The 12814-nt window shown below is 69.5% G+C and carries 12 protein-coding genes; 10 read left to right on the top strand and 2 right to left on the bottom strand.

The window, feature by feature from the left end:
• The first annotated feature begins 45 nt into the window (after positions 1 to 45).
• Positions 46 to 1008 (top strand): ABC transporter ATP-binding protein, encoded by a 963-nt coding sequence (locus ACESM1_RS23635; protein WP_372623677.1) that lies wholly within the window; start codon positions 46 to 48, stop codon positions 1006 to 1008.
• Positions 1009 to 1016: 8 nt separating this feature from the next.
• On the opposite strand, the gene ACESM1_RS23630 is transcribed toward ACESM1_RS23635, so the two are convergent.
• Both ACESM1_RS23630 and ACESM1_RS23625 read right to left on the bottom strand, forming a co-directional pair.
• A complete protein-coding gene (locus ACESM1_RS23630; RefSeq protein ID WP_372623676.1) occupies positions 1017 to 1322 on the bottom strand; it encodes a hypothetical protein in 306 nt (101 codons plus the stop codon).
• A gap of 57 nt (positions 1323 to 1379) precedes the next feature.
• Positions 1380 to 2354 (bottom strand): glycosyltransferase family 2 protein, encoded by a 975-nt coding sequence (locus ACESM1_RS23625; RefSeq protein WP_372623675.1) that lies wholly within the window; start codon positions 2352 to 2354, stop codon positions 1380 to 1382.
• 359 nt (positions 2355 to 2713) lie between these two features.
• Here ACESM1_RS23625 and rfbF point away from each other — a divergent pair, with 359 nt between their 5' ends.
• From rfbF to ACESM1_RS23580, 9 genes are all read left to right on the top strand, one after another.
• The gene (rfbF, locus tag ACESM1_RS23620; protein WP_372623674.1) at positions 2714 to 3505 is read left to right on the top strand and encodes a glucose-1-phosphate cytidylyltransferase; all 792 of its coding nucleotides are present in this window, start codon (positions 2714 to 2716) and stop codon (positions 3503 to 3505) included.
• A gap of 56 nt (positions 3506 to 3561) precedes the next feature.
• Positions 3562 to 4746: an SAM-dependent methyltransferase gene (locus ACESM1_RS23615; RefSeq protein WP_372623673.1), complete on the top strand. Its 1185-nt coding sequence runs from the start codon at positions 3562 to 3564 to the stop codon at positions 4744 to 4746.
• A gap of 4 nt (positions 4747 to 4750) precedes the next feature.
• Positions 4751 to 5818: an NAD-dependent epimerase/dehydratase family protein gene (locus ACESM1_RS23610; protein WP_372623672.1), complete on the top strand. Its 1068-nt coding sequence runs from the start codon at positions 4751 to 4753 to the stop codon at positions 5816 to 5818.
• 61 nt (positions 5819 to 5879) lie between these two features.
• A complete protein-coding gene (locus tag ACESM1_RS23605; protein WP_372623671.1) occupies positions 5880 to 6623 on the top strand; it encodes a glycerophosphodiester phosphodiesterase in 744 nt (247 codons plus the stop codon).
• An 83-nt stretch (positions 6624 to 6706) separates the two neighbouring features.
• Positions 6707 to 7516, top strand: coding sequence for an ABC transporter ATP-binding protein (locus ACESM1_RS23600; protein ID WP_372623670.1), 810 nt, complete (start codon positions 6707 to 6709; stop codon positions 7514 to 7516).
• Positions 7513 to 9420 (top strand): AMP-binding protein, encoded by a 1908-nt coding sequence (locus ACESM1_RS23595; RefSeq protein WP_372623669.1) that lies wholly within the window; start codon positions 7513 to 7515, stop codon positions 9418 to 9420. The genes ACESM1_RS23600 and ACESM1_RS23595 overlap by 4 nt, the downstream gene beginning before the upstream one ends.
• 10 nt (positions 9421 to 9430) lie before the next feature.
• On the top strand, positions 9431 to 10324 hold the full coding sequence (locus ACESM1_RS23590) for a branched-chain amino acid ABC transporter permease (protein ID WP_372623668.1): 894 nt from the start codon (positions 9431 to 9433) through the stop codon (positions 10322 to 10324).
• A 62-nt stretch (positions 10325 to 10386) separates the two neighbouring features.
• Positions 10387 to 11460: a branched-chain amino acid ABC transporter permease gene (locus ACESM1_RS23585; RefSeq protein WP_372623667.1), complete on the top strand. Its 1074-nt coding sequence runs from the start codon at positions 10387 to 10389 to the stop codon at positions 11458 to 11460.
• A gap of 23 nt (positions 11461 to 11483) precedes the next feature.
• On the top strand, positions 11484 to 12797 hold the full coding sequence (locus tag ACESM1_RS23580) for an ABC transporter substrate-binding protein (protein ID WP_372623666.1): 1314 nt from the start codon (positions 11484 to 11486) through the stop codon (positions 12795 to 12797).
• The last annotated feature ends 17 nt before the right edge of the window (positions 12798 to 12814 follow it).

Genomic DNA, 12814 nt, shown 5'->3' with positions numbered 1-12814 from the left:
AGGGCCGACGGGTCCGGAGACCTGGATCGTTCGCGCCAGCAGCCGGTGCTCGAAGTCGAAGGGCTGCGCAAGCACTTCGTCACCCGCAAGGGCTTCCCGAAGCCGAGGACCGTGACCGTCCGTGCGGTGGAGGACGTCTCCTTCCGCATCCACGAGGGAGAGGCCTTCGGCCTGGTCGGCGAATCCGGCTGCGGCAAATCCACCGCCGCACGCGCCTTGCTCCGCCTCATCGAACCCGATGCCGGCCGTGTCACCTGGCGTGGCGAGGACGTGATCGCCGCGCGCGGCGAGCACCTGAAGACGCTGCGGCGGCGCATGCAGATCGTTTTCCAGGACCCCTATTCCTCGCTCGATCCGCGGCAATCCGTCGGCTCGGCGCTGGTCGAGCCGATGCGGGTGCACGGCATCGCCGAGGGCAAGGAGGCGCGCCGCCGCGCCGCCGCCTTGCTGGAGGAAGTCGGCCTGCCGCCGGCGGCACTCGACCGCTTCCCGCACGAATTCAGCGGCGGCCAGCGCCAGCGCATCGGCATCGCCCGCGCGCTGACGGTGGAGCCCGAGCTGATCGTCGCGGACGAGCCGGTTTCGGCGCTCGACGTCTCGGTGCAGGCCCAGGTGCTGCTGCTGCTGAAGGAGTTGCGGCAGCGCCGCGGCCTCGCCTTCCTGTTCGTCAGCCACGATCTCTCGGTGATCCGCTGGTTCTGCGACCGCGTGGCGGTGATGTATCTCGGCCGTATCGTGGAGGAGGGGCCGTCCTCCCGCGTGCTCGCCGACCCGATGCATCCCTATGCGCGGATGCTGCGCGATGCCTCGCCGGTGCCGGACCCGTCGCGCCGCGCCGCGCTGCCGCGCATCCTGGGCGAGATCCCCTCGGCGGCGAATCCGCCGCCGGGCTGCCCCTTCCATCCGCGCTGCGCACAGGCAATGCCGGCCTGTGCGACGACTTTGCCGCGCTGGACGTCCGCGCCCGGGGAAGGCCAGGGTGGCGTCGCCTGCCACCTGCATGGCTGACGTCGCGGCTACCGTACCTCCGCGATCCAGGCCTCGGCATCGGCCGGCATGCCCGACCAGGAGGCGGTCGGCCCGACCGGCACCACCAACAGCATCCCGGGATCGGTATGCCCGCGCTGTGCAAGGGCCTGGCGGAAATGCGCAAGAAGGTAGTCAGGCGAAAGATCGGTGGATACCAGCACCGCCTCCTTGCACGGCGCCCAATGGGAGTCCGCCACCTCCCAGACCGCGTCGCTCAGCGCGGCGCGGATCGCGGTCTCTCCGGTGCTGCCTTCCGCCGCATCCGGGCGATGGATCACGAGGTGCAGCGTCATGGGCGCTCCCGGCGGGCATTGCCGGGCGAGTATAGCCGCCCTGGCGCGCAGTTCACATCACTCCGCGCCGCGAGCCAGCCGCCAGCCCGGCGTATCGCGCATCAGCCCGCAGGCGACGAGCTGGTCCGGGCCCGCGTAGCGCCGGGACCGCATTCCATCCAGCGCGAAATTCGGGTCGGCCTCCATGCGCGCGAGGTAGCGTCGATATTCCCGCGAGGCGTCCCAGTGTGCGTTGCGGGCCACCGCATCCCGCGCGCGGGCGTGAAAATCCTGCAGGAACTTGAAGTGCAGCAGCACGCCGGTCGGCTGCTCCGCTGCCATCGCCATGGGCGCGGTGCGATGGGTGGAGGCCAGCAGCGCCGCGCCCTCGCGCCAGCGCAGTAGCGGGATCTTGGTCAGCGTCGGTGAGCGCGGCGGCGCAAGCCGCGCGAAGCCGGCCGAGCCGCGCAGCCATGGCAGGCGAAGTCCCAGGTTGAACAAGCGCCGATGCAGCCAGCCCAACGGGCGTCGCGGATCCGCCTCGGGGAAGAACAGCCGCTCCCGGATGCCGCCATAGTCGAGCGTGCCAGGGAAGCCGATGATCCGTTCCTGCCGCAGACTTGGCGGCTCGAACAGGCAGGCGGTCGCCGCCAGGCTCGTGCCAGCGCGGTAGGCGCAGCGCGCCAGCGGGCCGGGGGGGAAGCAGTCCAGCATCACCGTGCGCAGCGCCTCGCTGCCCAGCGCCTCCAGATGTGCGGTGAGCTCCTGCAGCCCCACCCGGTCGCTGCCGGGAAAGACGAGCTGCTCGTCTGCGTCGAGCACCAGCGCCCAATGGCCGCGCCCATACGCGTCGAGCAGCGCGTTGGTCCAGGTCACGCCGAAGCCCGCAGCGGCATAGGGCTCCTCGGCCAGCACCAGATGCGCGCCGGCCGCAAGTGCAATCGCGCGCGTCGCATCGCGTGAGCCGTTGTCCACCACGATGACGCGATTCACGCCCAGGCGACGCGCGGCCGCCAGCGCATCCGGCAGGCGCAGCGCCTCGTTGCGCGCCACGATGACTGCCAGGATCTCGCCCCGCCGCGGTGCCGGCGGCGTACCGATCGTCCGCAGCGCCGACGGAAGGGGCGTCGGGACGGCCCGCCGCGCCGAGGACATCCTCGCGGGCCGCTCTGCGGAGGCGGCGGTTCGGGCGACGTCCTTCAAGCCTTGCCTCCAGGGTTGCGGCCGCGGGCGGAACAGCACGGCACACTTCGCTGCCTCCCGTTGCGATGCGCGACCGGTCGCTGGGCAGGACGTTCCGGGACGATTCCCGTTCCCGGCTGTCGCAACCTCGTGACAGCAGGGAACCACACCGCCTACGGCACGTAAGGCGAGGGTCGTTGCGCGGTCGGCCGCGCCGGGGAGAGTGACGGATGAACCGGGGGACGGTGCGCAAGGCGGTGATCCTGGCGGGCGGCTACGGCACCCGGCTGATGGAGGAGACCGAGACGCGCCCGAAGCCGATGGTCGAGATCGGCGGCAGGCCGATCCTCTGGCACATCATGAAGCTCTACTCGCTCAACGGTATCGACGAATTCATCATCGCCCTCGGCCACAAGGGCTACATGATCAAGGAGTTCTTCGCGAACTACCGGCTGCACATGTCGGACGTGACGTTCGACTACGGCCGCAACGACATCTCCACCCATGTCGGCCGCGCGGAGGCATGGAAGGTGACGCTGGTGGACACCGGCATCGAGACCATGACGGGCGGCCGGTTGCGCCGCCTCGCGCGCTACATCGGCGACGAGCCCTTCTGCATGACCTATGGCGACGGCGTCGCGCAGCTCGACATCCGCAGGGTGATCCGCTTCCACCTGGAGCATGGGCGCGCCGCGACGGTCACCGCCGTGCGCCCGCCGAGCCGCTTCGGTGCGCTCGAGGTCGGCCGCGGCGGGCGCGTCGAGCGGTTCCGCGAGAAGCCGCCGGTGGATGGCGTGCGCATCAATGGCGGCTTCTTCGTGCTGTCGCCGCGGATCCTCGACTACATCGATGGCGACGACACGATCTTCGAGAAGGAGCCGATGGAGCGCCTGGCCGATGCCGGCGAGCTGATGGCCTGGGAGCATGACGGCTTCTGGTTCTCCATGGACACGCTGCGCGACAAGCGCGCGCTGGAGGAGCTCTGGGCGCGCGGTGACGCGCCCTGGACGCTGCCGGCCTGACGGGCGCGCAGGCCATGCCGCAGAGCCTCGACGCGGTCCGCCCGCAGGATGCATCGGTGGCTGCGCTTGCCTGCCGGGGCTGCGGCGCGCCGGCGGAGGAGACCGTGCTCGATCTCGGCATGCTGCCGCTGCCGGATGGCACCGCCGCGCCGCTGCGCGTGACGGCCTGCGGGGATTGCCGGCTGGTGCAACTGGCCGACAACCTGCCGCCCGGCTGCACATTCCTGCCGCGCCTGCCCGCTCAGCCGCGGCGGCTGGCCCGCGACGCCGAGGCGATGATCGCCTGGCTCGGCCTGCATGGCGATACCGTGGTGGCGGAGATCGGCAGCGGCGACGGCGCCGGCCTGCGGCCCTTCGCGCGTCGCGGCATCGGCGTGCTGGGCATCGAGCGGCGAGAGAAGCTGGCGCAGCTGGCCGCGGCGCGCGGCGTGCCGACGCGGATCGCGTCCTTCGACGCGGCGCTGGCTCGCCGGCTGAGCGCCGCCGGCCACGCACCGGTGCTGATCTCCGCGCCCGACGCGCTGGCCGAGGCGCCGGACCTGCACGATCTGCTTGCCGGGCTGCGCCTGCTGCTCGCGCCCGGCGGCGTGCTCGTGCTGGAATTTCCGCATCTGCTTCCGGTGCTGGCGCACCTCCGCTTCGATGTCTTCCGCCACGGGCGGCTCTGCTATCATACGCTGGCGACTGCCGAGGTCGCGCTGGCGCCGCATGGCCTGGCGGTGTTCGACGCCGAGACCCTGCCGGGCGGCGCGCTGCGCCTCTTCGCGCGCCACGTCGAGGATCGGGGCAAGCCGGTGACCGAGGCCGTGGAAGCGCTGCGCGAGCACGAAGCGCAGGCGGGGCTCGGCGATCCGGCCGTGCTGCGCGGCCTTGCCGACGAGGTGGCCGCGGCCGCCGCGGCGCTGCGCGCCTTCCTCGTCAAGGCGCGGCGCGACCGCCTGCACGTGGCAGGTTTCGGCGCGCCGCGAGAAGGTGAGACGCTGCTCGCGCGTTGCGGCATCGGTCCCGGGCTGCTGGCCTTCGTCGCCGAGCGCGATCCGCTCCGCCACGGCGGCACGCTGCCCGGCACCGCCATCCCGATCCTGCCGCCGACTGCGCTGTCCGCCGCGCGGCCCGACATCGTGCTCGTCCTCGCGCCCGATCACATCGAGGAGATCATGCGCGAGATGACGGCAATTGACGGATGGCACGGCTGCTTCGCCGTGCCAGGCCACCGCGTCGACCTGTTCCGAGGAGACTAGCGCCATGCGCATCCTGATCACCGGCAACATGGGCTATGTCGGCCCGGTCCTCGTGCGGCACCTGCGTGCCGTGCTGCCGCAGGCGGAGCTGATCGGCTACGACGCCGCCTTCTTCGCCGACTGCCTCACCGGCGAGGGCCTGCCGGAGACGCTGCTCGACGCGCAGTATTTCGGCGATGTGCGGGACCTGCCGCCGGCGCTGCTTGATGGGGTGGATGCGGTGGTGCACCTGGCCGCCATCTCGAACGACCCGATGGGCAAGCGCTTCGAGGCGGCGACCAACGCGGTCAATGCCCGCGCCTCCATCCGCCTGGCCGCGCTGGCGCACCAGGCAGGGGTACGCGCCTTCGTCTTCGCCTCCTCCTGTTCGATCTACGGCTTTGCGGAAGGCGGACCGCGGCGGGAAGCCGATGCGCTGAATCCGCTCACCGCCTATGCCCGCAGCAAGGTCGCGGTGGAGGAATCGCTGCACGCGATGCAGCCGCAGGCGATGAGCGTCACCTGCCTGCGCTTCGCCACCGCCTGCGGCATGTCGCCGCGACTGCGCCTCGACCTGGTGCTGAACGACTTCGTCGCCGGCGCCGTGGCGGCGCGCGAGATCACGGTGCTGTCGGACGGTTCGCCCTGGCGGCCGCTGATCGAGCTGCGCGACATGGCACGCGCGGTCGAGTGGGCGATCGGACGCGATGTGCGGCAGGGTGGGCGGGTGCTGTCGGTCAATGTCGGCAGCGACGACTGGAACCTGCAGGTGCGCGACATCGCCGCCGCGGTCGCGCGCGCCGTGCTCGGCACGCGGGTCTCGATCAATCGCGAGGCGCCGCCGGATCGCCGATCCTACCGGGTGGATTTCGGCCTGTTCCGGGAACTGGCGCCGCACCATCAGCCGCGCATCGGCCTGGCCGAGGCGGTGCGCGGACTGCGCGACGGGCTGGTGGCGATGGACTTCGCCGACCCTGCCTTCCGGCACGGCCGCCTGATGCGCCTGAACGTGCTGGACGGGCTGCGGGAACGCGGCCTGCTCGATGCTGAGCTCCGGCGCGTCGCCCGCCAGGCAGGGCGCGTCGCCGCCTGAGCGTCCTCCCTCTGGGCGATCTCCCTGGCGCGGCGGCGCACGCCGCGCCAGGATGGCGGGTATGGAGCACAGGACCCTGATCGCCGCCCATCGCGGCGGCCTTTTCCTCTGGCCGGAGAACAGCGCGCGCGCCTTCCGCGAATCGGCGCGGCTGCCGATCGAGCAGGCCGAATGCGACGTGCACCTGGCCGCCGATGGCGAGGTGGTGGTGATGCACGATGCCACGCTCGACCGGATGACGGATGCATCCGGTCCGGTGGCGGCACGCAGCGCCGCGGAGCTGTCCCGCATCCGCGTGCGCGGCACTGCCGGCGAGGCGCCGCCGACGCTGGCGGAGTACCTTGCCATCCTCGGACCCTCATCGGTGGCGCCACGCATCGAGATCAAGTCGGACGCGCAGCGGCGGCCCTATCCCGGGATCGTCGGTCGCACACTGGCCTCGCTGGATGCCGCCGGCCAGCGGCGGCGCAGCTGGATCATCGGCTTCGACGCCGACACCATGGCCGAAGCCCAGTCCGCCGGCGGACTGGCCGGCGTCGCCTGGCTGCTCGAACTGCCGGTGCTGCAGGATATCGGCGTCGAGGGCGCAATCGCGGTGGCGCGCGGCCGCGGCTTCCCCGAGATCGGCATGCACGAACGCGTGCTGGATGCCGGCCTGCTGGCGCGCTTCCGCGCCGCCGGGCTCGGCGTCGGCGTCTGGGGCGCGAACCATGAGCCCTCGATCCGGCGGATGCTGGACATCGGGGTGGACATCTTCGCCACCGACGATCCGCAGCTGGCCGTTCGGCTTCGCGACGAACGCTGACACGCGTGTTGCGGGAGTTGCCTCGTTACAGCTAGACTGCGGAGAACGATAAGGGCGTAACGCTTTCAGGGAGGCCGTCCGGCGTGGCGGAAGCGGCGACGATCCTCGCGGCGGAGAGTGTCAGCCTGCGCTTCGGCGGCGTGCGGGCGCTGACCGATGTCTCCTTCGATGTGCGCCAGGGCGAGATCTTCTCCATCATCGGGCCGAACGGCGCGGGCAAGACCTCGATGGTGAACTGCGTCTCCGGCCGCTACAGGCCGACCGAGGGCCGAATCCTGTTCGAGGGGCAGGACATCACCCGCCTCGGCCCCAACCGCCGCGCCGCGCTCGGCATCGGCCGCACCTTCCAGAACCTGGCGCTGTTCGGGCACATGAGCGTGCTCGACAACATCATGGTCGGGCGGCACCACCTGCTCAAGGCAGGCTTCCTCCGCGGCATGCTCTACTGGCTCGGCGGCGCGCAGAAGGAGGAACTGGCGCATCGCCGCGAGGTCGAGGAGATCATCGACTTCCTGGAGATCCAGCACGTTCGCAAGGCGCCGGCCGGCACGCTGCCCTACGGATTGCGCAAGCGCGTGGAATTGGCGCGCGCGGTCGCCGTGAAGCCGAAGCTGATCCTGCTGGACGAGCCGATGGCGGGCATGAACCTCGAGGAAAAGGAGGACATGGCCCGCTTCATCGTGGACCTCAACGAGGAATGGGGCATGACCGTGCTGATGATCGAGCACGACATGGGCGTGGTGATGGACATCTCCCACCGCGTCATGGTGCTCGACTTCGGCCGCCGCATCGCCGCGGGCAGCCCGGAGGAGGTGTTGGCCGATCCGCATGTGAAGCGCGCCTATCTCGGCGAGGCGGATGAGGTGACGCAGCCGGCGGAGGAGGTCGTTTGAGCGACTCCACGCTTGATACGCTGCCCAAGCTGCTGGCGCACAACGCAGCGCAGCATGGCACCGAGGTTGCGCTGCGCGAGAAGCAGTTCGGCATCTGGCGCAGCCTGAGCTGGGCGGACTACCAGGAACGCACCCGTGCCATGGCGCTCGGCCTGAAGCAGCTCGGACTGGGTGCGGGCGATGTGATCGGGCTGATCGGCGACAATCGCCCCGAATGGGTGATGGGCGAGATCGCGGCGCATGCGGTGCGTGCGCGCAGCCTCGGCATCTACCGTGACGCGCTGGACGACGAAGTCGCCTACCTGCTGGAATTCGCCGGCGCGCGGCTGGTCTTCGCCGAGGACGAAGAGCAGGTGGACAAGCTGCTCAACGTCTCCGACCGCGTGCCGACCCTGCAGCACATCGTCTATGCCGATCCACGCGGCATGCGCAAATACGACGATCCGCGCCTGCTGCCGTTGGAGTCGCTGATCAGGTCCGGCCTCGATCTCGGCCTGCAGCAGCCGGGCCTCTACGAACAGATGCTGGCGGCGACCGAGGGCGAGGACATCGCCATTCTCTGCACGACATCCGGCACTACGGCGCGGCCTAAGCTGGCGATGCTGACGGGCGGTGCGCTGATCCGGCATTGCCGCGCCTATCTGAAGGCCGATCCGAAGGGGCCGGAGGATGAATACGTCTCGGTCCTGCCGCTGCCCTGGATCATGGAGCAGATCTACGTGCTCGGCTGGGGGCTGATCTCCCGCATGAAGGTCAACTTCGTCGAGGAGCCCGAGACGATGATGGCCGATTTCCGCGAGATCGGCCCCACCTTCGTGCTGTTCGCGCCGCGCGTCTGGGAAGCCTTGGCCGCCGAGGTGCGCGCCAAGGTGATGGATGCCTCGCCCTTCAAGCGGCGGATGTTCGACCTCGGCATGACGATGGGCCTCGACGGGCTGGGCAGGGGGCAGCGCTCCGCCGCCGCCGACCTGCTGCTGTTCCGTGCGCTGCGCGATCGGCTCGGCTTCACCAACCTGACCTCGGCGGCCACCGGTGGCGCTGCGCTCGGCCCCGACACCTTCCGCTTCTTCCAGGCCATGGGCGTGCCGCTGCGCCAGCTCTACGGCCAGACGGAGCTGCTCGGCGCCTACACCCTGCACCGGCCGAAAGAGGTTGATTTCGACAGCGTCGGCGTGGTGTTCGACGAGACCATCGAGCTGCGCATCCATCAGCCCGATGCCAACGGCGTCGGCGAGATCGTCACGCGCCACCCCAACATGTTCTCGGGCTATCTCGGCACGACGGAGGTGGCCGACATGCGCGATGGCTGGCTGCACACCGGCGATGCCGGCTACATCGCGAAGAACGGCCAGCTCGTGGTGATCGACCGCATCAAGGACATCGCGGAAACCAGCCGCGGCGACCGGTTCAGCCCACAGTTCATCGAGAATAAGCTGAAGTTCTCGCCCTATGTCGCGGAGGCGGTGGTGCTGGGCGCCGGGCAGACGCATCTGGCGGCGATGATCTGCATCCGCTTCCCGATCGTCTCCAAATGGGCGGAGCGCAACCGCATCGCCTTCACCACCTATTCGGATCTCGCCGCCAAGCCGCAGGTGCTGGACCTGCTCCGCGACGAGGTGGCCAAGGTCAACGCCACCCTGCCGCCGGCGCAGCAGCTGCGCGAGTTCGTCCTGCTCTACAAGGAGCTCGACGCCGACGACGAAGAGCTGACGCGGACGAGGAAGGTGCGGCGGGGCGTCATCGCGCAGAAATACGGCGACATCATCGCGGCGATCTATCGCGGCGAGCCGGCGATCCCGGTGGACACCACGATCGCCTTCCAGGACGGCACGAAGCAGCGCATCCGCACCACCCTGACCGTGGTGCGCATGGGCGCCGAAGCGCCTGCGCTGGCGGCGGAATAGGGGAGGGGGCATGGACTTCGCGCTGCTGCTGCAGCTCACGCTGAACGGGCTGATCGTCGGCGCGCTGTACGGCGTCGTCGCGATGTCCTTCGTGCTGATCTACAAGGCATCCCAGGTGGTGAACTTTGCGCAGGGCGAGTTCCTGCTCGTCGGCGCCTGGGTCTGCTGGTGGTTCCTCACCGAATGGCAGCTGCCCTTCTGGATGGGCTTCCTGTTCACCCTCGCCTTCATGACCCTCTTCGGACTGGTGCTGCAGGTCGTGGTGCTGCGGCCACTGATCGGCGAGCCAGTGATCAGCGTGATCATGGCGACCATCGGGCTCGGCATCTTCTTCCAGGCACTGATGAAGTGGATCTTCGGCGTCTTCGCCAAGCCCTTCCCGCCGATCTTCGAGACCGAGCGCGTCAGCGTGCTGGGGCTTGAGGTGCAGACGGTCTATCTCGCCAGCCTCGGCATCTCGCTGTTGATCATGCTGGGCTTCGCGTGGTTCTTCACCGCCTCGAAGCATGGTTTGGCCATGCGGGCGACGGCCTTCGACCAGCAGGTGGCGCAGTCGCTCGGCGTCTCGGTGCCGAAGGTCTTCGCCATGTCCTGGGCGATCTCTGCGGTGGTCTCGGCCGTTGCCGGCGTGGTGGTGGGCGTGGTGAACGGCGTCTCCTCGGCCTTGTCGTTCTACGGCATCAAGGTGTTCCCGGCGGTGATCCTTGGCGGGCTCGATTCCGTGCTCGGCGCGGTGCTCGGCGGTATCATCGTCGGGCTGCTGGAGAACTGGGCGCACTACATCGACAGCCAATGGCTGAACTGGGGCAACATGTTCCAGATCGCCCCCTTCTACGCGCTGGTCCTGATCCTGCTGATCAAGCCCTACGGCCTGTTCGGCACGCGCAACATCGAGAGGGTATGATGCGCGTTTCCAAGCCACCGCGCGCCGCCGGCGCGACCACCACCGAGCGCGTGTAGTCGCGAATGGCCACTCTCTCCCTCCACCCGGCTGGCGACTACCGCACCAGCTACCGCGCCGACACCACCATCTTCCCCACCCGCAACAGCCGCATCGCGCTGTGGATCGGGATCGCCGTGCTCTGCGCCTGCCCGCTGCTGCTGGGCCGCTGGGAACTCTCGCTGATGATCAACATCGGCATCATGGGCATTGCTGCGCTCGGCTTGAACATCCTTGTGGGCTTCACCGGGCAGATCAGCATTGGTCACGCGGCGTTCTTCGGCGTCGGCGCCTTCGCCTCCGCCTGGCTGCATGATGCCTTCCACGTTCCGGTCTGGGCCGCGATCCCGCTGGCGGGCGTGATCACCGCCATTGTCGGCCTGGTGTTCGGTGCGCCGGCGGCGCGGCTGAAAGGGCTCTATCTCGCCATCGCGACGCTGGCCGCGCAGTTCATCCTGGAGGATTTCTTCGCCCGATCCGCCTGGTTCACCGGCGGTGTTGCCGGCCGCATCACCGAGCCGCTCACCCTGTTCGGCTTCGCCTTCGATCGCGAGGAAAGCTACTTCTACGTCGTCCTGTTCTGCGTCGTCGTGATGTTCGCGGGTGCTGCGAACCTGATGCGCACGCGCGACGGCCGCGCGCTGGTCGCCGTGCGCGACCACTATCTCTCGGCCGAAATTATGGGGATCAACCTCGCCTACTACCGCACGCTTTCCTTCGGCATCTCGTCGCTCTACGCCGGCATCGGGGGCGCGCTCTACGCGCATTACCTGCTGTTCGTCAGCGTGGAGGCGTTCAACATCCTCTTCTCCATCCAGTTCCTCGGGATGGTGATCATCGGCGGCCTTGGCAGCATTAGCGGCTCGCTGATGGGCGCGGCCTTCATGGTGCTGCTGCCGGAGGTGGTGCAGGGCTTCGCGGACCTGCTGGCCGACAGCCCGGTGGACCGTGCGCTGAAGATCGGCGCATCGATCTCCTATCTGCGCGAAATGGCGGTCGGCGCTGCCATCGTCCTGTTCCTGATCTTCGAGCCGGACGGCCTCGCGCATCGCTGGCGCCTGATCAAGGCGTACTGGAAGCTCTACCCGTACTCGCACTGAACAACCTGGGAGGAAGAAGAACCATGATCACCCGCAAGACCCTGCTGGCCGCCGCCGGCGCGCTGGCCATCGCCGCTCCGGCGGCCGCGCAGGACCGCATCCCGGTCGGCCACCTGATGGACAATTCCGGCGCCACCAGCGATGTCGGCCTGCCCTATGGCGAAGGCGTGCGCGACGCCCTGCAATGGGTGAACCGCACGCGCAACGGCATCAATGGCCGCCCGCTCGACGTCTCCGGCTTCGACTACGGCTACGCGGCGCCGCGCGCCGTCAGCCAGTACCAGGCCTGGACCGGCCGCAACCGCGTCGTGGCGATCCAGGGCTGGGGCACGGCGGACACCGAGGCGCTGGTCCGCTTCGTCACCCGCGACCGCATCCCCTACGTCTCCGCCTCCTATTCCGCCGCGCTGACCGATGCAGCGGGGCGCAGCGGCCGCCGCGGCGTGGAGGCGGCGCCGTTCAACTTCTTCTACGGCCCCTCCTACTCCGATGCGCTGCGCGCTATGCTGCAATGGGCGAAGCAGGATTGGCAGGCGCGCGGCGGCCAGGGCACGCCGAAATACGTGCATATGGGCGCCAATCACCCCTATCCGAACTCGCCCAAGGAAGCCGGCGAGGCGCTGGCGCGTGAACTCGGCTTCGAGGTCCTGCCGGCCATCCAGTTCGCGCTGACGCCGGGCGACTACACCGCGCAATGCCTGACGCTGCGCCAGCAGGGGGCCAACTACGCCTATCTCGGCAATACCGCGGGCTCCAACATCTCGGTGCTGCGGGCCTGCCAGAATGCCGGCGTGCAGGTGCAGTTCATGGGCAATGTCTGGGGCATGGACGAGAACGCGATGAAGGCGGCCGGCCAGGCCGCGAACGGCGTGGTCTTCCCGGTGCGCACCGCCGCCACCTGGGGCGAGATCACCGCCCAAGGCGGGCAGGCGCAGCCTGGCTTCGAGACGGTGCAGGCCATCAGCCGCATGTCCGACACCACCGGCAGCGCCTGGCGCCCGGTGCACTACCTCGCTGGCATCTGCAGCGCGATGCTGATGGTGGAGGCCATGGAGCATGCCGCGCAGAATGGCGGCCAGGTCACCGGGGAACGCATCCGGGAGGGCTTCTACGCTCGCCAGAACTGGGTGCCGCGCGGCTTCGAGGGCGTGTGCAACCCCTCCAACTTCGCGCCCGACGACCATCGCGGCACGCTGCGCGTGGCGATCTACCGTGCCCGCGTGAACGGCGATACCTCGCAGGGCAGCGTGGCGGAGCTGATGCGTGCCGGCACCATGCGCATCGAGCCGGTCACCACGATCGAGCTCGACCGTCGCCGCGACTGGCTCGGCTGGTGAGCCAGGCCGCGACCCTC

The sequence above is a fragment of the Falsiroseomonas sp. genome, from assembly GCF_041690465.1.
Classification (GTDB): Bacteria; Pseudomonadota; Alphaproteobacteria; order Acetobacterales; family Acetobacteraceae; genus Falsiroseomonas.
Note: the sequence above shows the minus strand (reverse complement) of the source record. Positions and strands in the feature narration are given on the sequence as shown.